The 19,120-nt window shown below is 69.0% G+C and carries 19 protein-coding genes; all 19 read right to left on the reverse strand.

Annotated elements, in window-relative coordinates:
* Positions 1–43 precede the first annotated feature (43 nt).
* The 19 genes from OHA37_RS11845 to rho all read right to left on the reverse strand — a co-directional run bounded on the left by OHA37_RS11845 (position 44) and on the right by rho (position 19,095).
* The gene (locus tag OHA37_RS11845; protein ID WP_266904420.1) at positions 44–490 is read right to left on the reverse strand and encodes a DUF2550 domain-containing protein; all 447 of its coding nucleotides are present in this window, start codon (positions 488–490) and stop codon (positions 44–46) included.
* Positions 491–644: 154 nt separating this feature from the next.
* A complete protein-coding gene (locus tag OHA37_RS11850) occupies positions 645–1,019 on the reverse strand; it encodes a F0F1 ATP synthase subunit epsilon (RefSeq protein ID WP_243336233.1) in 375 nt (124 codons plus the stop codon).
* A 129-nt stretch (positions 1,020–1,148) separates the two neighbouring features.
* Complete coding sequence (atpD, locus tag OHA37_RS11855; protein ID WP_266881151.1) at positions 1,149–2,588, reverse strand: F0F1 ATP synthase subunit beta; 1,440 nt, start codon at positions 2,586–2,588, stop codon at positions 1,149–1,151.
* Positions 2,588–3,505 (reverse strand): F0F1 ATP synthase subunit gamma, encoded by a 918-nt coding sequence (locus tag OHA37_RS11860; protein WP_266904423.1) that lies wholly within the window; start codon positions 3,503–3,505, stop codon positions 2,588–2,590. Before OHA37_RS11860 ends, atpD begins: the two co-directional genes overlap by 1 nt.
* Before the next feature lie 20 nt (positions 3,506–3,525).
* Positions 3,526–5,121 (reverse strand): F0F1 ATP synthase subunit alpha, encoded by a 1,596-nt coding sequence (atpA, locus tag OHA37_RS11865; RefSeq protein WP_266904425.1) that lies wholly within the window; start codon positions 5,119–5,121, stop codon positions 3,526–3,528.
* Between the two features lie 130 nt (positions 5,122–5,251).
* A complete protein-coding gene (locus OHA37_RS11870) occupies positions 5,252–6,067 on the reverse strand; it encodes a F0F1 ATP synthase subunit delta (protein WP_266904427.1) in 816 nt (271 codons plus the stop codon).
* Positions 6,064–6,606: a F0F1 ATP synthase subunit B gene (locus OHA37_RS11875; protein ID WP_266904429.1), complete on the reverse strand. Its 543-nt coding sequence runs from the start codon at positions 6,604–6,606 to the stop codon at positions 6,064–6,066. The genes OHA37_RS11870 and OHA37_RS11875 overlap by 4 nt, the downstream gene beginning before the upstream one ends.
* 41 nt (positions 6,607–6,647) lie before the next feature.
* Positions 6,648–6,884 carry an ATP synthase subunit C gene (locus tag OHA37_RS11880; RefSeq protein ID WP_030153776.1) on the reverse strand — a complete coding sequence of 79 codons (237 nt, stop codon included), beginning with the start codon at positions 6,882–6,884 and terminating at the stop codon, positions 6,648–6,650.
* An 81-nt stretch (positions 6,885–6,965) separates the two neighbouring features.
* On the reverse strand, positions 6,966–7,775 hold the full coding sequence (atpB, locus tag OHA37_RS11885) for a F0F1 ATP synthase subunit A (RefSeq protein WP_266912703.1): 810 nt from the start codon (positions 7,773–7,775) through the stop codon (positions 6,966–6,968).
* A gap of 241 nt (positions 7,776–8,016) precedes the next feature.
* A complete protein-coding gene (locus tag OHA37_RS11890; RefSeq protein ID WP_266904431.1) occupies positions 8,017–8,454 on the reverse strand; it encodes a hypothetical protein in 438 nt (145 codons plus the stop codon).
* A gap of 275 nt (positions 8,455–8,729) precedes the next feature.
* Entirely contained in the window at positions 8,730–10,064 is a 1,335-nt protein-coding gene (locus OHA37_RS11895) for an MraY family glycosyltransferase (RefSeq protein WP_266912705.1), read from the reverse strand.
* Positions 10,065–10,168: 104 nt separating this feature from the next.
* Positions 10,169–11,398: a serine hydroxymethyltransferase gene (gene glyA / locus OHA37_RS11900; protein WP_266904433.1), complete on the reverse strand. Its 1,230-nt coding sequence runs from the start codon at positions 11,396–11,398 to the stop codon at positions 10,169–10,171.
* Between the two features lie 209 nt (positions 11,399–11,607).
* Positions 11,608–12,240 (reverse strand): arsenate reductase/protein-tyrosine-phosphatase family protein, encoded by a 633-nt coding sequence (locus OHA37_RS11905; RefSeq protein WP_266904435.1) that lies wholly within the window; start codon positions 12,238–12,240, stop codon positions 11,608–11,610.
* Positions 12,237–12,884, reverse strand: a complete 648-nt coding sequence (locus OHA37_RS11910) for an L-threonylcarbamoyladenylate synthase (protein WP_134071127.1) — start codon at positions 12,882–12,884, stop codon at positions 12,237–12,239. The genes OHA37_RS11905 and OHA37_RS11910 overlap by 4 nt, the downstream gene beginning before the upstream one ends.
* 73 nt (positions 12,885–12,957) lie before the next feature.
* Positions 12,958–13,803, reverse strand: coding sequence for a peptide chain release factor N(5)-glutamine methyltransferase (gene prmC / locus OHA37_RS11915; protein WP_266904439.1), 846 nt, complete (start codon positions 13,801–13,803; stop codon positions 12,958–12,960).
* A gap of 73 nt (positions 13,804–13,876) precedes the next feature.
* Complete coding sequence (gene prfA / locus OHA37_RS11920) at positions 13,877–14,956, reverse strand: peptide chain release factor 1 (RefSeq protein ID WP_266881142.1); 1,080 nt, start codon at positions 14,954–14,956, stop codon at positions 13,877–13,879.
* 114 nt (positions 14,957–15,070) lie between these two features.
* The gene (gene rpmE / locus OHA37_RS11925; protein ID WP_243336220.1) at positions 15,071–15,286 is read right to left on the reverse strand and encodes a 50S ribosomal protein L31; all 216 of its coding nucleotides are present in this window, start codon (positions 15,284–15,286) and stop codon (positions 15,071–15,073) included.
* 187 nt (positions 15,287–15,473) lie between these two features.
* Positions 15,474–16,577, reverse strand: a complete 1,104-nt coding sequence (locus OHA37_RS11930; RefSeq protein WP_266904442.1) for an LCP family protein — start codon at positions 16,575–16,577, stop codon at positions 15,474–15,476.
* A gap of 376 nt (positions 16,578–16,953) precedes the next feature.
* Positions 16,954–19,095 (reverse strand): transcription termination factor Rho, encoded by a 2,142-nt coding sequence (gene rho / locus OHA37_RS11935; protein WP_266904444.1) that lies wholly within the window; start codon positions 19,093–19,095, stop codon positions 16,954–16,956.
* Positions 19,096–19,120: the final 25 nt, after the last annotated feature.

Below are 19,120 nucleotides of genomic sequence, written 5' to 3' on the forward strand. Positions count from 1 at the left end.
GCTTCGCGGCGCTGCGCCGGACTCCGTCCGGCGGCACCGGCCCTCAGGCGACGTTCACCCGTTGCCCGGGCGGAGCCGCCTCCAGCCAGGCGAGGAAACCGGTCAGCGCGTCATCGCTCATCGCCAGTTCCAGGCGGGTGCCGCGGTGCGCGCAGCACAGTACGACGGCGTCGGAGAGAAGGGCCAGCTCCTCCTCGCCCTCCGGCGCACGGCGGGCGATGACCTCGATGGAGGACCGCTCCAGCAGCCGGCGCGGCCGCGGGGAGTAGCTGAAGACACGGAACCAGTCGATGCGGTCACCGCTGTAGCGCGCGACCCCGTACACCCAGCCCTTGCCGGAGACGTCGGGTTCCTCGGACACGCCCCAGCGCATGCTGCAGTCGAAGGTGCCGCCGGAGCGCTGGATCAGCCTGCGGCGCAGTCCGAACACAAACAGCCCGATCACCACCAGGGCTACGACCAGGCCGCTCACAAGCAGAGCGAGGAGCATCTTTCACCGACCTCCTCGCTCATCGAATAACCCGCACGACAGCGTTCCTACCAGACGGAGTCTGGGGGACCTGCATTGCCTCAGCCGCGACCCGGTCCGGAAAATTCCGGAGCAGGCCGCGGCTGAGGTTCGAAACTCTTACCAGTACCGGGACTCAGCGCCCCGAAACCGCGCGCAGCCGGACATCGGCGCGACGCTCGGAGACCGAATCGGTCTCCGCCTTCGCGCGCTCCAGTGCCCGCTCCGCCCGCTCGACGTCGATCTCGTCGGCAAGCTCGGCGATCTCGGCCAGCAGCGACAACTTGTTGTCCGCGAACGAGATGAATCCGCCGTGCACCGCGGCGACAACAGTGTTGCCCCCGACGGTACGGATGGTCACCGGGCCCGATTCCAGCACACCGAGAAGCGGCTGGTGACCGGGCATGACGCCGATGTCGCCGGACGTGGTGCGGGCGACAACCAGGGTGGCCTCGCCGGACCAGACATTCCGGTCCGCCGCGACCAGCTCGACGTGCAGCTCAGCAGCCATGGTGGCTCCTCGGGTCACCACCCGGCGGGATGGCCGGGTGTTGGGTCAAATTCTAATGGGCGTGAGGAGAGGGACGGGACACACCCGCCCCTCTCCGTCAATCAGCTGTGCTCACGGATGAGCGCGGCCTCAGGAGACGCCCAGCTCCTTGGCGTTGGCCTTGAGGTCCTCGATGCCACCGCACAGGAAGAACGCCTGCTCGGGGAAGTGGTCGTAGTCTCCGTCGCAGATCGCGTTGAAGGCCACGATCGACTCGTCGAGCGGAACGTCCGAACCGTCGACGCCGGTGAACTGCTTGGCGACGTGCGTGTTCTGCGACAGGAAGCGCTCGACGCGACGGGCACGGTGGACAACGAGCTTGTCCTCCTCGCCCAGCTCGTCGATACCGAGGATCGCGATGATGTCCTGGAGGTCCTTGTACTTCTGCAGGATCCCCTTGACGCGCATCGCCGTGGCGTAGTGGTCCGCCGCGATGTACCGCGGGTCGAGGATGCGGGACGTCGAGTCCAGCGGGTCCACGGCCGGGTAGATGCCCTTCTCGGAGATCGGACGGGAAAGAACCGTCGTCGCGTCGAGGTGGGCGAAGGTGGTGGCCGGCGCCGGGTCGGTCAGGTCGTCCGCGGGGACGTAGATCGCCTGCATCGAGGTGATCGAGTGACCGCGGGTCGAGGTGATGCGCTCCTGCAGCAGACCCATCTCGTCAGCCAGGTTCGGCTGGTAACCCACGGCGGACGGCATGCGGCCCAGAAGGGTCGACACCTCCGAACCGGCCTGGGTGTAACGGAAGATGTTGTCGATGAAGAAGAGCACGTCCTGCTTCTGCACATCGCGGAAGTACTCCGCCATGGTCAGACCGGCAAGCGCGACGCGAAGACGGGTGCCCGGGGGCTCGTCCATCTGACCGAAGACAAGCGCCGTCTTGTCGATGACGCCGGACTCGGCCATTTCCTCGATGAGGTCGTTGCCCTCACGGGTACGCTCACCGACGCCCGCGAAGACCGACACACCATCGTGGTTGTTGGCCACGCGGTAGATCATTTCCTGGATCAGAACGGTCTTGCCGACACCGGCACCACCGAACAGACCGATCTTTCCACCCTTGACGTACGGGGTGAGAAGGTCGATGACCTTGACGCCGGTCTCGAACATCTCGGTCTTCGACTCGAGCTCGTCGAAGCGGGGCGCCTTGCGGTGGATCGGCCAGCGCTCGGTGACGTTGGCGTTCTCCTCCGGGTAGTTCAGCACCTCACCCAGGGTGTTGAAGACCTTGCCCTTGGTGAAGTCACCGACGGGGACGGTGATGCCCTCGCCCGTGTTGACCACCGTGGCCTGGCGAACCAGACCGTCGGTCGGCTGCATCGAGATGGTACGGACGAGGCCGTCACCCAGGTGCTGCGCGACCTCGAGGGTCAGCGTCTTGAGCTTGCCGTCCTCGGCCGGGTCTGCGACCTCGACCTTGAGGGCGTTGTAGATCTCGGGCATGGCGTCGACGGGGAACTCCACGTCGACGACCGGGCCGATGACCCGGGCAACGCGGCCCGTGGCGGCGGCCGTCTCAATGGTCGTCATTACTTGTCACTCCCCGCGGTCGCGTCTGCCATGGCGCTGGCGCCACCGACGATCTCGCTGATTTCCTGGGTGATTTCGGCCTGGCGGGCCGCGTTGGCAAGCCGGGAAAGGCTCTTGATGAGATCCCCGGCGTTGTCGGTAGCCGACTTCATCGCGCGGCGGCGGGCGGCGTGCTCGGAAGCGGCCGACTGCAGCAGTGCGTTGTAGATGCGGCTCTCGACGTAGCGCGGCAGAAGGGCGTCGAGGACGTCCTCCGCCGACGGCTCGAAGTCGAACAGCGGAAGGATCTCGCCCTTCGCGCCGGTCTCCTCTTCGACCTTGTCGAGGCTGAGCGGCAGCATCCGGCCGTCCACCGCGTTCTGCGTCATCATCGACACGAATTCCGTGTAGACGATGTGCAGCTCGTCGACGCCACCCTCGGCCGTAACCGTCTGGATGGCCTCGATCAGCGGCGCCGCGACGCGCTTGGCGTCGGCGTAGGCCGGGCTGTCGGTGAAGCCGGTCCACGACTCCGCGACCTTGCGCTCGCGGAAGCCGTAGTAGGCGACACCCTTACGGCCGACGATGTACGTGTCGACCTCCTTGCCCTCGCCGCGCAGCCGCTCGGTGAGCCGCTCCGCCTGCTTGATGGCGTTCGAGGAGTAGCCGCCGGCCAGACCGCGGTCGCTCGTGATGAGCAGGACCGCGGCACGCACCGGTGCCTCGACCTCGGTCGTCAGGGCGTGCTTGGTGTTCGAACCGGTCGCCACCGCGGTCACCGCACGGGTGAGCTCGGTCGCGTACGGCATCGATGCCGCCACCTTGCGCTGCGCCTTGACGATGCGCGAGGCGGCGATCATTTCCATCGCCTTGGTGATCTTCTTGGTCGCCGTGACGGCACGGATACGACGCTTGTAGACCCGGAGCTGCGCTCCCATGAGTCAGCTTCCTTCCGTCGTCACTTGGAGACGTTGACGGCCGGCGCGTCCTCGCCCAGGAGCTTGCCGTCCGAGGTCTCGAACCCGCGCTTGAAGTCAGCGATGGCGTCAGCGATGGAGCCGAGGGTGTCGTCCGACATCTTGCCGCCGTCCGCGATGGAGGTGAGGAGGTCCTTGCGCGAGACGCGCAGGTGCTCCAGCAGCTCCGACTCGAAGCGACGGATGTCGTTGACCGGGACCTCGTCCATCTTGCCGGTGGTGCCGGCCCAGACGGAGATGACCTGCTCCTCGACGGGCATCGGCTGGTACTGGCCCTGCTTCAGCAGCTCCACCAGACGCTTGCCGCGCTCCAGCGAGGCCTTCGAAGCGGCGTCCAGGTCGGAACCGAAGGCGGCGAACGCCTCCAGCTCGCGGTACTGGGCGAGGTCCAGGCGCAGACGGCCGGAAACCTGCTTCATGGCCTTGTGCTGGGCCGAGCCACCGACGCGGGAGACCGAGATACCGACGTTCAGCGCCGGGCGCTGGCCCGCGTTGAACAGGTCGGACTCAAGGAAGCACTGGCCGTCGGTGATGGAGATGACGTTGGTCGGGATGAACGCCGACACGTCGTTCGCCTTGGTCTCGACGATCGGCAGACCGGTCATCGAACCGGCACCCATGTCGTCGGAGAGCTTCGCGCAGCGCTCCAGCAGACGGGAGTGCAAGTAGAAGACGTCGCCCGGGTAGGCCTCGCGGCCCGGCGGACGGCGCAGCAGCAGCGACACGGCGCGGTAGGCGTCGGCCTGCTTCGACAGGTCGTCGAAGATGATCAGGACGTGCTTGCCGGCGTACATCCAGTGCTGGCCGATGGCCGAACCGGTGTACGGCGCCAGGTACTTGAAGCCGGCCGGGTCGGACGCCGGGGCGGCGACGATCGTCGTGTACTCGAGCGCACCGGCGTCTTCCAGGGCGCCGCGAACGGACGCGATGGTCGAGCCCTTCTGGCCGATGGCGACGTAGATGCAGCGAACCTGCTTGTTCACGTCGCCAGAGCGCCAGTTGTCGCGCTGGTTGATGATCGTGTCGACGGCAAGAGCGGTCTTGCCGGTCTGACGGTCACCGATGATCAGCTGACGCTGACCACGGCCGACCGGCACCATGGCGTCGATGGCCTTGTAGCCGGTCTGCATCGGCTCGTGGACCGACTTGCGGACCATGACGCCGGGGGCCTGCAGCTCGAGGGCGCGGCGGCCTTCGGTCGCGATCTCGCCGAGGCCGTCGATCGGGTTGCCGAGCGGGTCGACAACGCGGCCGAGGTAACCCTCGCCGACGCCGACGGAGAGCACCTCACCGGTGCGCTGCACCGGCTGGCCCTCCTCGATACCGCTGAACTCGCCGAGGACGACCGCACCGATCTCGCGCTCGTCGAGGTTCAGGGCGAGACCGAGGGTTCCGTCCTCGAACTTCAGCAGTTCGTTCGCCATGGCGGAGGGCAGGCCCTCCACCTTCGCGATGCCGTCGCCGGCAACGCTGACCGTTCCGACCTCCTCGCGCGAGGCCGCGTCCGGCTGGTACGACTGGACAAAGTTCTCCAGTGCGTCCCGGATCTCCTCCGGCCGGATCGTGAGCTCCGCCATCTGGGTTCCCTGCTCTCCTTGTTGGGCCTGAAGCTTCTTTGGGGTCTGGGGGCGACCCCCAGGAATCTTCTGCAAGTTCTGCACGGCCCAACCGGGCCGCTAGGAATGCTTCGTACTAATTTGTGGCTGGTCAGCCGGCCATGCGGCGCGACGCCTCGGCGATGCGGTCCGCGATGGTGCCGTCGATGACCTCGTCGCCGACCCGCACCGAGATCCCGCCGAGGACCGTCGGGTCCACGTCGAGGTTCAGGTGCATCGGGCGGCCGTACAGCTTGGCCAGCACCGCGCCGAGACGCTGCTTCTGGACGTCGCTGAGCGGAACCGCGGTGGTCACGGTGGCGACCATGCGGCCACGACGCTCGGCGGCGACCTTCGAAAGGGACTCGAGGCCCGCTTCCAGGCTACGTCCACGCGGGTGCGTGACGAGACGCGTGACCAGCCGCTCGGTGACGGCGTTCGCCTTGCCGCCGAGCAGGCTGCGCAGCAGCTGGCTCTTGGCGGCGGCGGTGGCCGACCGGTCGGTCAGTGCTGCGCGCAGCTCGGTGTTCGAGGTGACGATCCGGCCGAACCGGAACAGCTCGTCCTCGACGTCGTCGAGGCCTCCGCTGCGCTGGGCCGCCGTGAGGTCGGCGGTGGCCGCCAGGACCTCGAGCGAGTCCACCAGGTCGCGGGACTGCGACCAGCGGGACCGGACCATGCCGGACACCAGGTCGAGGGTTTCCCCGCCCACCTGGCCGCCGAGCAGACGGCCGGCCAGCTCGGCCTTGGCCTCGCCGGACTGCGCCGGGTCCGTGATGACCCGACGCAGCGAGACCTCACGGTCGAGCAGCGCGGTGACGGCCGCCAGCTCGCCGGCGAGCTTCGCCGCGTCGACGGACGTGTTGTCCGTCAGCGCGTCGAGACGCTCGCGGGCGGTGGCCAGCGCGTCGCGGCTCGCTCCGTTCATCGGGCGGCCTCGGCCTTCTCCTCAAGCTCGCTGAGGAAACGGTCGATCGTGCGGCTCTGCCGGGCGTGGTCCTCGAGGGACTCGCCGACAAGCTTTCCGGCCAGGTCGGTCGCCAGCTTGCCGACGTCCTGACGGAGGGCGGAAGAGGCGGCCTTGCGGTCAGCCGCGATCTGGGCGTGACCGGCAGCGATGATCTCCTCACGCTGCCGCTGGCCCTCTGCGCGAAGTTCTTCCTTCAGCGCAGTGCCCTGCTCCAGAGCATCCTGGCGCAGTCGAGCGGCCTCGTGCCGGGCTTCGGCGAGCTGGGCCTTGTACTGCTCCAGAACGCTCTGAGCCTCGGTCTGAGCGGCCTCAGCCTTTTCGATACCGCCTTCGATGGCCTCGCGGCGCTCGTCCAGAACCTTGTTGATGTTCGGGAGGAGCTTCTTCGCGAGGAAACCGAGGACGATGACGAAGGCGATCAGACCGATGACGAGCTCGGGGATCGGCGGAACGAGGGGGCTGTTCGGCTCCTCGGACGCGAGAACCAGGAGGTTCACATCAGTGCCTTTCGTCTAATCGGACTAGTGGATGCGGTTCGTCAGCTGTAGACGAACGGCATGACCAGACCGATGAGGGCGAGCGCCTCACAGAAGGCGAAGCCGAGGATCTGGTTGGCGCGGATCAGACCGGCAGCCTCGGGCTGACGGGCGAGAGCCTGCGTGCCGTTACCGAAGATGATGCCGACGCCGACGCCGGGGCCGATGGCGGCGAGGCCGTAGCCGACAGAGCTGAGGGAGCCGGTGACGCCGTCGGCGGCAGCGAGGATCTGGGACATGCCAGTTCTTCCTTCTCTTTCATGGACCGGTGGGGGTTGGCCACCGGACGATTCGGGGGGATTGCAGGAGCGGGCTGTGGCTCAGTGGTGTTCGGCGAGCGCGCCCTGCAGGAAGCTGCAGGCCAGGAGGACGAAGACGTACGCCTGGACAGCCTGGATGAAGAGTTCGAATGCGGTCATCACGATGACCATGACGAACGAGACGCCCGCGTAAGCGATGCCGATCCCGTTCAGCAGGTACCAGCTGGCGATGGTGAACAGCAGCAGCAGGGTGTGACCCGCGAACATGTTCGCGAAGAGTCGGACCGCGTGCGTGAACGGGCGGACCAGGACGTTCGAGAAGAACTCGATCACCATGACCAGCGGCAGAACCGGGCCGAGCGACTTGTCGTAGCCGGTCAGGTTCTTGAAGCCGCCCACGAAACCGTGGCGCTTGAAGGTCACCGACATCCACATCACGTAAATGATGAGGGCGAGGCCGGCCGGGTACGCGATGACGGCGGTCACCGGGAACTGGGCGAGCGGCACGATCGACCACAGGTTCATGATCCAGACGAAGAAGAACGTCGCGACCATGAAGGGGACGTACTTCTCGCCTTCCTTCTTACCGAGCGTCTCGTAGACGATGCCGCGGCGTACGAAGTCGTAGCCCGCTTCGGCGACCATCTGCAGCTTGCCCGGGACGACCTTCGGCTTCCGGAACGCGGCCCAGAAGAAGCCGACGATGATGACCGAGCCCAGCAGGGCGAGCAGCATCGTCTTGTTGAAGTACAGGTTGCTGTCGCCGTCACCGAAGATCGGCTCGAACAGGAACGAGTACAGGGTCGGGCCCGGGAAGCCGCAGCCAGTGCCGTCTTCGAAATGACAGTTCAATTCGAAGGCGAGCGTCATGTCAGCAGCACTCACCGCAGGGCTCCTTCAGCGTGGCGCATAGGTACGGCAACCTCGTTGTGTCGGCGCGGCGTGCAGCCGCGGTTCGGCACTGGACAGGTATTACGGATGGTGGGGCGACAGTCAGGCATCGAGCCTCGCGATGGAACAGGCGTCAGCTCAGATGCCCGCGCCCGCAATGCCGCAGTTGAAACCGGACGATAGCAGCATCCCGAACGCGCACTTATTCCGCCCCTACCCCTCACGACTTCTGGCCCGAATTTCCGGGCTTGTCGCCCTTCATCGAGTCAGGTTCGACGTAGAGGATCTTGGCCTTCATATGAGCACGCGCCTGTGCGGCGATCCACACCAGGGTGGCGACGACGAGCGTGATGGCGAAGGCCTTGGGGTGGAACAGTGTCGTGTTCTTGAACACGGCGAGAAAGACGAAGAGCAGCAGGATCTGGGCCGTGTAGAGCATGAGCCCCATGGCCTGGAACAGGTGCGGCAGTGATTTCGCCGTGCGCTGCAGTACGAGGAATCCGATGCCCATGAACAGCATCACCACGGCCGTCGCAACGACGGCGCCCACGGCCCCCTTGCCACCGGCGACGATCCCACTGATGACGGCGGCGAGAGCGCCGGCGACAGCCGTGGGAACGGCGGATTGCAGGAGGGATCGGACGTCATCTGACCGCATGGCGGTTTGCTCCGCGTGGTGGTGGGGGCACAGGGACTCGTACTGGACGAGCGTAAGCCCGGTCCGAGAGGGAACCTCGGGCCAATGGACCGTCGCACTACGGTCCTTCGGCTCTGTCGCCGGGTTTAGTGAACGGTATCACAAAGTATTTGATGAGAGCTTTACTCGGAGGGTGTGCGGACTGTCACACATGAGAGTGACCCTGCGCGTGTGTGCGCGACAGCCAAGTGTCTTGTCTGGTAAAGGGCGTTCATGTCCGACATGCGTCCGGGACGTCAGCGCGAGGATCCGGCCTTACGCCGGTCGGGGAAGCGCGAACGGGGGCCGATGGCGGTCGCCCCGTTGACGCCGGACACACCTGCCGCAATCGGGCGGGCCGGCTCCGGCTCTGCCGCGGGGGCGTCCTGGAGGGCTGCCTCGGCGGCCCGTTCCGCGTGCCGGTAGCGCGGCGGGACCAGTCGCTCCGCCCACTGCGGGGCCCGCGGGGTGAAGCGGGGCAGCAGGAGCAGGAGCAGGCCCACGGCGCTCAGCACGGAGATCGCCAGCACGATCCACATCGAGGCGGAATGCACCGAATACGCCACGGTGCCGAAGGCGATCAACCCTGACCAGAAGTACATGATGAGCACGGCCCGGCTGTGTGAATGCCCGAGTTCCAGCAGCCGGTGGTGGAGGTGTCCGCGGTCCGCGGCGAAGGGCGACTGGCCCTTCCAGGTGCGCCGCACGATGGCGAGGACCAGGTCCGTCATCGGGATCGCGATGATCGTGAGCGGCAGGATCAGCGGGATGAAGACCGGCAGCATCGCGTGGGTCGCGTTGCGCTCGCCGTCCAGCCACAGGGCCATCGCGTCCGGGTCCACCTGTCCGGTGATGGAGATGGCGGCGGCGGCCAGCACCAGGCCGATGAGCATCGAGCCGGAGTCGCCCATGAAGATCCGGGCGGGGTGCATGTTGTGCGGCAGGAAGCCGAGGCACATGCCCATCAGGATGGCGGCGAAGAGGGTCGCGGGTGCGGCCGCCTCGATCCCGTAGCCGAACCAGATCCGGTATCCGTAGAGGAAGAACGCGCAGGTCGCGATGCAGACCATGCCGGCGGCCAGGCCGTCGAGGCCGTCCACGAAGTTCACCGCGTTGATGGTGATCACGACGAGGGCCACGGTGAGCAGGTTGCCCTGCCAGGGAGTGAGCGAGACCGAGCCGATCCCCGGGACCGGGATCCACAGGATGGTCAGGCCCTGCATGCACATCACACCGGCGGAGATCATCTGTGCGCCGAGCTTGATCAGGGCGTCGAGCTCGAACTTGTCGTCGAGCACACCGACCAGCCAGATCAGGGCCGCCCCGGAGAGCAGGGCCCGCGGCTCGTTCGACAGCTCGAAGACCCCGTTGAGGTTCTTCAGGTGGTCCGCGACGAGCAGGCCGGCGCACAGTCCGCCGAACATCGCGATGCCGCCGAGCCGCGGAGTGGGCTCCCGGTGCACGTCGCGCGCGCGGATCTCGGGCATCGCGCCCACGGCGATCGCGAACTTCCGCACGGGCCCGGTGAGTAGATAAGTCACCGCGACCGTGACGCAAAGCGTCAGCAGATATTCACGCACGGGCTGCCCCAGATGTATCGCCGGCCATCTCAGCCCCACACACTAGCTGCGAAGTACTCACTGTCGTGGACGCGCAGGGGCGGTATCCCGGTTGCGGTACGTCGTCCTTGCCCCGCTTAAACCCCATACGGCGGAAAACTGATCACCAATTCGTTGACGTCCCTACGGACCTTCGTCTCCCCGCCGTCCAGCGCGGCCGTGAACAGCGCGGCGATCCGGCCCATCTCCTCCTCCCCCATGCCCTGCGTGGTCACCGCCGCGGTGCCGAGGCGGATCCCGCGCTGGTCACCGTAGGGAAGGGCGCAGGTGTCCAGCACGATCCCGGCGGCGGCCAGCCGGCCCCGGGCGCCCGCGCCGTCGAGGCCCAGCGGTGCGGGGTCGGCGGTGATCAGGTGGGTGTCGGTCCCCCCGGTCGTGATCGCGAACCCGCGGGCGGCGAGCGCGTCGGCGAGAGCGCGGCCGTTGGCGACCACCCGGTGCGCGTACGAGGTGAAGGCGGGCCCGGCGGCCTCGCCGAAGGCCACGGCCTTGGCGGCGATGGTGTGCATCTGCGGGCCGCCCTGGGTGAAGGGGAACACCGCCCGGTCGATCCGCTCCGCGAACTCGGCCCCGCACAGGATCATCCCGCCGCGCGGACCCCGGAGCACCTTGTGGGTGGTGGCCACGACGATGTCGGCGTAGGGCACGGGGCTGGGCGCGGCCCCGCCGGCCACGAGTCCGATGGGGTGGGCGGCATCCGCGATCAGGAAGGCCCCGACCTCGTCGGCGATCTCCCGGAACACGGAGTACTCGGGGTGCCTCGGGTAGGAGATGGACCCGCACACGATGGCCTTGGGCCGGTGCTCGTGCGCGAGACGCTGCACCTGGGCGTAGTCGATGAGCCCGGTCTCGGCGTCCACTCCGTACCCGACGAAGTCGAACCAGCGCCCGGAGAAGTTGGCGGGCGACCCGTGGGTGAGGTGCCCCCCGGAGGTGAGCGCCATGGCCAGCACGGTGTCCCCGGGCCGCAGCAGCGCGGCGTACGCGGCGAGCACGGCGGCGGATCCGGAGTGCGGCTGCACGTTCGCGTGCTCGGTGCCGAAGAGGGCGCGGGCCCGCTCGACGGCGATCTGCTCGGCAAGGTCGGCGTACTCGCAGCCGCCGTGGTGGCGGGCGCCGGGGTACCCCTCGGCGTACTTGTTGGCGAGCGCCGATCCCAGTGCGGTGAGCACGGCGGCGGAGGTGAAGTTCTCGGCGGCGATCAGCTGCAGCCCGGTCGCCTGGCGCCGGTGTTCCCCGTCGAGGACGTCGGCCATCTGCGGATCCTGCTGCCGCAGCAGGTCCAGGGGCTGGGTGATGACGCTCATGGCGCGACTCCAGGGGGGTACCGCATACCGGGTACCAGCCACTGTAGGCCGCCCTTGCGGATCCCGCCCTGCGGCGCCGGTCCAGCCTCGCCGGCGTGTGAGGCGCGGGCTCCGGGGCGGAGCCCCGGGGGGTCCGGGCGCAGCCCGGGGAACGGAGGAAGGGCGGGTAGGGGACGGCCCCGCGGGGGTCGCCCGGTCGACCCGGCGGGTCAGCGGGAAGCCGTGACGCCCGTCAGTGCCGTGACCACGGGGTCCAGCGCCTGGTTGATCTCGTCGCCGATCGAGCGGAAGAAGGTGATCGGCGCCCCGTACGGGTCGTACACCTCATCGGCGTCGGGGGACGGCGCGAGCAGCCACCCGCGTAGAGCGGCGGCGGCGCGGACCAGCGCGCGGGCCCGCTCCACCATCCCGTCCTCCAGCGGCGGCAGCGTCGCCGGGTCTATCGCCCGCACCAGCCGGGTGAACTCCTTCAGGGTGAAGGTGCGCAGCCCCGCCGAGTGCCCCATCGAGATCACCTGGGCGCGGTGGTCGCGGGTGGCGGTCAGGACCAGGTCGGCGCGTATGACGTGCTCGTCCAGGAGTTCCCGGCCGGTGAAGCCGGTGGCGTCCGCCCCGAAGTCGGCCAGCACGGCGGCCGCGTTGGCCTCCATGGGCGCGCCCTCGTGGCCCCAGGTGCCCGCGCTCTCCACGATCAGGTCGCCGGTGACGGGGCCGCCGAGCCGGTGGGACAGCGCGTGCCGCGTCAGCCGCTCGGTGATGGGCGAGCGGCACACGTTGCCGGTGCTGACGTGGAGTATGCGGAAGGTGTTGTCCCCGGCTATGCCACGCCCCTCAGGGCTCACGGAGCCACCTCGAGGTCGGGCACGACCTCCCGCAGCTGCTCGGCGGTCAGTGCCCCCTCGCGCAGCAGGACGGGAACCTTCCCGGTGACGTCGACGATCGACGAGGGCAGGGTGCTCGGGGTCGGCCCGCCGTCCAGGTACACGGACACGGAGTCGCCGAGCATCTCGCGCGCCGCGTCGCAGTCCTCGGGCGCCGGGTGTCCGGTCAGGTTCGCCGAGGACACCGCCATCGGGCCGACCTCGGTCAGCAGCTCGATCGCGACGGGGTGCAGGGGCATGCGCACGGCCACGGTGCCGCCGGTCTCGCCCAGGTCCCACGCCAGCGAGGGCTGGTGCTTGGCGACGAGCGTCAGACCGCCCGGCCAGAAGGCGTCGACGAGCTCCCAGGCCTGCTCGGAGAAGTCGGTGACCAGGCCGTGCAGGGTGTTCGGGGAGCCGATGAGGACGGGGGTGGGCATGTTGCGGCCGCGCCCCTTGGCGGCGAGCAGGTCGCCGACGGCCTCCGCGCTGAAGGCGTCCGCGCCGATCCCGTAGAGGGTGTCGGTGGGCAGCACGACGAGCTCGCCGCGGCGTACGGCGGAGGCGGCTTCACGCAGGCCCGTCTTGCGGTCCGTCGCGTCGTTGCAGTCGTATCGCCGGGCCATCAGCGGGCCTCCTCGTGCAGCAGGGGGGTGGCGGGAATGCGCGCGGTGACTGCGCCGCTCGAGGCAGGGCCGGTCACGGCAGAGCCTTGCGGGCGGTCGCGAAGCGCGGGCGGTTGTTGAGGTCGGGGTGGTCGGCGGCGTCGGCCCAGCCCCGCTCCTCGGCGAAGATCCACGGGACCTGTCCGCCCTGGGTGTCGGCGTGCTCGATGACGACGATGCCGCCGGGCCGCAGCAGCCGGTGGGCGGTGCGCTCGATGCCGCGGATGGTGTCCAGGCCGTCCTCGCCGGAGAACAGCGCCATCTCGGGGTCGTGGTCGCGGGCCTCGGGCGCCACGTACTCCCACTCGGTGAGCGGGATGTACGGCGGGTTGGAGATGACCAGGTCGACCTGTCCGTCCAGCTCGGGCAGCGCGCTCAGCGCGTTGCCCTGGTGGACGGTGACCCGGGAGCCCTCGGCGTTCTTACGGGTCCACTGCAGGGCGTCCTCGGACAGCTCGACGGCGTGCACGCGCGAGCGCGGCACCTCCTGCGCCATGGCCAGCGCGATGGCGCCGGAGCCGGTGCAGAGGTCCACGATCAGCGGTTCGACGACGTCCATCGCCCGGACGGCCTGTATGGCCCAGTCCACGACCGACTCGGTCTCGGGCCGGGGCACGAAGACCCCGGGCCCGACCTGGAGCTCCAGGTAGCGGAAGAAGGCGCGGCCGGTGATGTGCTGGAGCGGCTCGCGCGCCTCGCGGCGGGCGACGGCCTCCCAGTAGCGGGCGTCGAAGTCCGCGTCCTTGACGTGGTGGAGTTCCCCCCGCTTGACGCCGTGCACGAAGGCCGCGAGCTCCTCCGCGTCGAAACGCGGTGAGGGCACGCCGGCGGCGGCCAGCCGCTGGGTGGCCTGGGCCACCTCGGCAAGCAGCAAGTTCACGCTGGTCCTCCGGGCTGCTGTCGTACGGGGGGTGGTGCGGGGTCCTGCGGGTGGTGCGGTCCTGCGGGGGGACTCAGTGCGCGGACGCGAGCTTGGCGGCGGAGTCCGTGTCGACACAGGCCTGGATGACCGGGTCGAGGTCTCCGTCGAGGACCTGGTCCAAGTTGTACGCCTTGAAGCCCGTCCGGTGGTCCGAGATCCGGTTTTCCGGGTAGTTGTACGTACGGATCTTCTCGGAGCGGTCCACCGAGCGCACCTGGCTGCGGCGCACGTCGGAGGCCTCCTGCTCGGCGGCTTCCTGGGCGGCGGCCAGCAGGCGCGAGCGCAGGATGCGCATCGCCTGCTCCTTGTTCTGGAGCTGGCTCTTCTCGTTCTGGCAGGAGGCGACCACACCGGTCGGGATGTGCGTGATGCGCACGGCCGAGTCGGTGGTGTTGACGGACTGGCCGCCGGGGCCCGAGGAGCGGTACACGTCGATGCGGAGGTCGTTCATGTTGACCTCGACCTCCACCTCCTCGGCTTCCGGGGTGACGAGCACGCCGGCGGCGGAGGTGTGGATGCGGCCCTGGGACTCGGTGGCCGGCACGCGCTGGACGCGGTGCACGCCGCCCTCGTACTTCAGGCGGGCCCAGACGCCCTGGCCGGGCTCGGTGGCGCCGTTGCCGCCCTTGGTGCGGACGGAGACCTGGACGTCCTTGTAGCCGCCGAGCTCGGACTCGGTGGCGTCGATGATCTCGGTCTTCCAGCCCACGCGCTCGGCGTAGCGCAGGTACATGCGCAGCAGGTCGCCGGCGAACAGGGCCGACTCGTCACCGCCCGCACCCGCCTTGACCTCCAGGAGCACGTCCTTGTCGTCGCTGGGGTCGCGCGGAACGAGCAGCAGGCGGAGCTTCTCGGTGAGCTCTTCGCGCTGTGCGGTCAGTTCCTTGACCTCTGCCACGAAGTCCGGGTCGTCGGCCGCGAACTCCTTCGCCGTCTCGATGTCCTCGGCGGACTGCTTCCAGGCACGGAAGGTCGCGACGATCGGGGTCAGCTCCGCGTAGCGCTTGTTCAGCTTGCGCGCGTTGGCCTGATCCGAGTGGACCGAAGGGTCGGCGAGCTTCTTCTCAAGATCGGCGTGCTCGCCGATCAGTTCCTCGACCGCCTCGAACATCGGGGGCTCCTGAAGATGGTGAATGTGAAGAAAAGGGCTGCGGGACGAGAAAGGCGCCGGTCCGGCTGCCCCCGTGCGAACAGGGTGCAGCCGGTACCCGGCGCCTGAGGCTCGCTACTTCTGTGCAGCCTTGCCGAAGCGGGCCTCGAAGCGGGCCACGCGGCCACCGGTGTCGAGGATCTTCTGCTTGCCCGTGTAGAACGGGTGGCACTCGGAGCAGACCTCGGCTCGGATGGAGCCCTCGGTCAGGGTGCTGCGGGTGGTGAACGACGCGCCACAGGTACAGCTGACCTGGGTCTCGACGTACGTGGGGTGGGTATCGCGCTTCAAGGTGTCTCCTAGATTCGGGAGGGCGCCGGGTCGCAGGAGCCGAATTGCGCGCTGCGTGAACCGGGGCCGACAGACCAGTCTGCCAGGACCGGGCTGCCTGTCAAAATTCTGAGGACGCCTCCCTCAACGGCAGGGGTCCGGCATCTATTCCACGGCCCGGTGGAACCCGTCCCACCAGGCGGTTCGGCTACCGGACGACCGTACCGGCCGTGCCCTTGTCTCCGGCCGAGTTCGTGGTGGCCGCTTCCGGGACCTGCTGGTCGGCCAGCAGGGCGTCCCAGACCATCGTGGACTCCTTGGTGAGCGGGACGACCCGGTTGGGGTCACGGGTGTCTCCGGTCACCGGGAGGGTGATCATCTGCATGTTCTCGGGGCCGATGCCCTCCAGGCCCTGGGCGAAGCCCATGAGGGACTTCACGTCGCCGAGCGCCTTGTCCGTGGTGATGGCCTTGGTGGCGGTGTCGGCGAGGTCGAGCAGCTTCTTCGGGTTGTCGAAGACACCGATGGTCTTGACCTGCTTGATCAGCGCCTTGATGAAGGCCTGCTGGAGCTGTATTCGGCCCAGGTCGCCGCCGTCGCCGACGCCGTGGCGGGTACGGACGAGGCCGAGGGCCTGCTCGCCGTTCAGCCGGTTCGTCCCGGCGGGCAGGTCGAGGTGGCTGTAGTCGTCCTTGATCGGCTTGGTGGTCGTCACCTCGACGCCGCCGAGCTTGTCGATGATCTCCTTGAAGCCCGTGAAGTCGACTTCGAGGTAGTGGTCCATGCGGATCCCCGACATCTTCTCCACGGTCGCGACCGCGCAGGCGGCCCCGCCGACGGTGAACGACTCGTTGAACATCTTGCGCGGGCCGCCCAGGTCGCTCTTGCCGTTCGGGAGCTTGCAGGTGGGCCGGGTCACGAGGGTGTCGCGGGGTATCGATACGACGGTGGCCTTGGTGTGGCCCTCGTTGAGGTGGACGATCATCGCCGTGTCGGAGCGTGCGGAGCCGCCGTCGTCCTGGCCGTACTCCCCGTTGTCGCCGCCGCGGGAGTCGGAGCCGAGGACGAGGATGTCCATCGAGCCGTTGTCCACGTTCTCCGGGCGGTTCGTGCCGAGGGCGGCGTCGATGTCGACGGTCTTGAGGTTGCCGTTGAACTTGAAGTAGAAGTAGCCGAGCCCCGCCCCGCCCAGGAGGACCACGCCCGCGGCGGTCCACGCGGCGATGACGACGGCCCTGCGGCGCACGGCCGGCTTCCGTCGGCGTCTGCCCGCGCCGGCCCTGCGGCCGTGGCCCCTGTTGTCCTGGCTCATGCTCTGCTCTGCCGCCTGTCTGTGTTCGGTTCGGCTCCCCGCTCTCTGTGACAAGGACGGACTGAAGCCATCCAGGGTTCCACGGTCCCGGGCTCGCGGAAACCGCCCCGCCCCGTCGGGCCGGGCCGGACGGGCACCGTGCGGTACGCCGCCCACCTGCGGATTCCCCCCGGGACTCGGGGTGACCGCGAGGGGCGGCGGGCGTACGGAGTGTGGCAAAGGTCGCATCCGTGCGCGAAGCACCGTAGACCACACAAGGCCGCACAGACCCCGCAGGCCACATGGGCCCCCTAGGCCCCGGGTATGACGCGACCGCCCCCGTCGCGGGTGCGGCGGGGGCGGTCGGCGGTCACGCAGGTGGTGCTACGGGGAGACGTCAGTCGTCGTTCTTGCCCGACGGGGTCGTCTTCGCGATCTGCATGAGGAACTCGGCGTTCGACTTCGTCTGCTTCATCTTGTCGAGGAGCAGCTCGATGGCCTGCTGCGAGTCGAGCGCGTGCAGCACCCGGCGCAGCTTCCAGACGATGGCGAGCTCCTCGCTGTTGAGGAGGATCTCCTCCTTGCGGGTGCCCGAGGGGTCCACGTCAACGGCCGGGAAGATGCGCTTGTCGGCGAGCTTCCGGTCGAGCTTGAGCTCCATGTTGCCGGTGCCCTTGAACTCCTCGAAGATCACCTCGTCCATGCGCGAGCCGGTGTCGACCAGCGCGGTGGCCAGGATGGTCAGCGAGCCGCCGTCCTCGATGTTGCGCGCGGCACCGAAGAAGCGCTTCGGCGGGTAGAGCGCGGTCGAGTCGACACCACCGGACAGGATGCGGCCGGAGGCGGGGGCGGCGAGGTTGTACGCGCGTCCCAGGCGGGTGATGGAGTCCAGCAGGACGACCACGTCGTGGCCGAGCTCGACGAGACGCTTGGCGCGCTCGATGGCCAGCTCGGCGACGGTGGTGTGGTCCTCGGCCGGGCGGTCGAAGGTCGAGGAGATGACCTCGCCCTTCACCGACCGCTGCATGTCGGTGACCTCTTCCGGACGCTCGTCGACCAAGACGACCATCAGGTGGCACTCGGGGTTGTTGACCGTGATCGCGTTGGCGATCGCCTGCATGATCATGGTCTTACCGGTCTTCGGCGGGGCCACGATCAGACCGCGCTGGCCCTTACCGATCGGCGACACGAGGTCGATGATGCGGGTGGTCAGCACGCCCGGGTCGGTCTCCAGGCGGAGCCGGTCCTGCGGGTACAGCGGGGTCAGCTTCTGGAACTCCGGGCGGCCGCGGCCGGATTCGGGCGCCATGCCGTTGACCGAGTCCAGGCGCACGAGCGCGTTGAACTTCTCGCGGCGCTCGCCGTCCTTGGGCTGACGGACGGCGCCGGTGGTGTGGTCGCCCTTGCGCAGACCGGCCTTGCGGACCTGGGCGAGGGAGACGTACACGTCGTTCGGGCCGGGCAGGTAGCCCGAGGTCCGGATGAACGCGTAGTTGTCGAGGATGTCGAGGATGCCCGCCACGGGGATCAGGACGTCGTCGTCGGCGACCGGAGTCTCGGCCGGCGCGAACTCGTCGCGGCCACGACGGCCACGGCGGTCGCGGTAGCGGCCACGACGGCCGCGACGGCCGTCCTCGTCGAAGTCGTCCTGCGGGCCGTTGTCCTGACGGTCCCGGTCCTGGCGACCGCCCTGCTGGCCCTGACCCTGGCCCTGACCCTGGCCGCGGCCGCCCTGCTGGCGGTCCTGACGGTCGGTCCGGTCCTGACGGCCGCCCTGCTGGCCCTGACCCTGGCCCTGGTTCTGACCCTGGCTCTGGCCCTGACCGGCCTGGCCCTGACCCTGAGCGCCCTGGCCCTGGTCGTCGGCCTTGGCACCGCGGTCACGGCGCTCGCGGCGGCCGTCGGCGCGGTCGTTGCCCCGCTCGCGGCGGTCGCGACGGCCGCGGCCCTCGCCTTCCTGGCCCTGGGCCTGGCCGGCCGGGGCGGTGGCGGCCTCGGCCTTCGCTTCGGCCTGTGCGGCCGGAGCGACGGTCTCGGACTTCGGCTCCACCTGTACGGCGGCGGCGGGGGCCGAACCCTCGGGGCTGCCGGACGGGGCGGTGGCACGCCGGCGACGGCGCTCGCCGACCGGGGCGTCCTCGCTCGCGGGCTGGCCCGGGATGTCGATCTGGGCCTGCGTGGCGGCCTTCTCGGCGGGCGCCTCGGCGGCGGCCTCGCCCGTACGGGCCTTGCTGGTGGCGCGGCGCTTCGGCTTGGTCTCGCCGCTTTCGGCGGGCGCGGCGGCCGGCGCGGAGGCCGCGGCCTTGGGGGCGCTGCTTCCCGCCTGCGCCTCCTTGATGACCTCGATCAGCTGGCCCTTGCGCATCCGCGCGGTGCCCCTGATGCCGAGGCCCGACGCGACCTGCTGGAGCTCGGCCAGGACCATGCCGTCAAGGCCGGTGCCGGAGCGGCGGCGCTTGGTCGGCGCGGCGCCCTCGGCGGGGGCACTGGTGTCGACGTTGGTGTCGGCAGCGCCCATCAGATCGGTGGTGTCGCTCACGAAGGGTCCTTCCCTGGAGCGGACG

It is taken from the genome of Streptomyces sp. NBC_00335 (assembly GCF_036127095.1).
Taxonomy (GTDB): Bacteria; Actinomycetota; Actinomycetes; order Streptomycetales; family Streptomycetaceae; genus Streptomyces.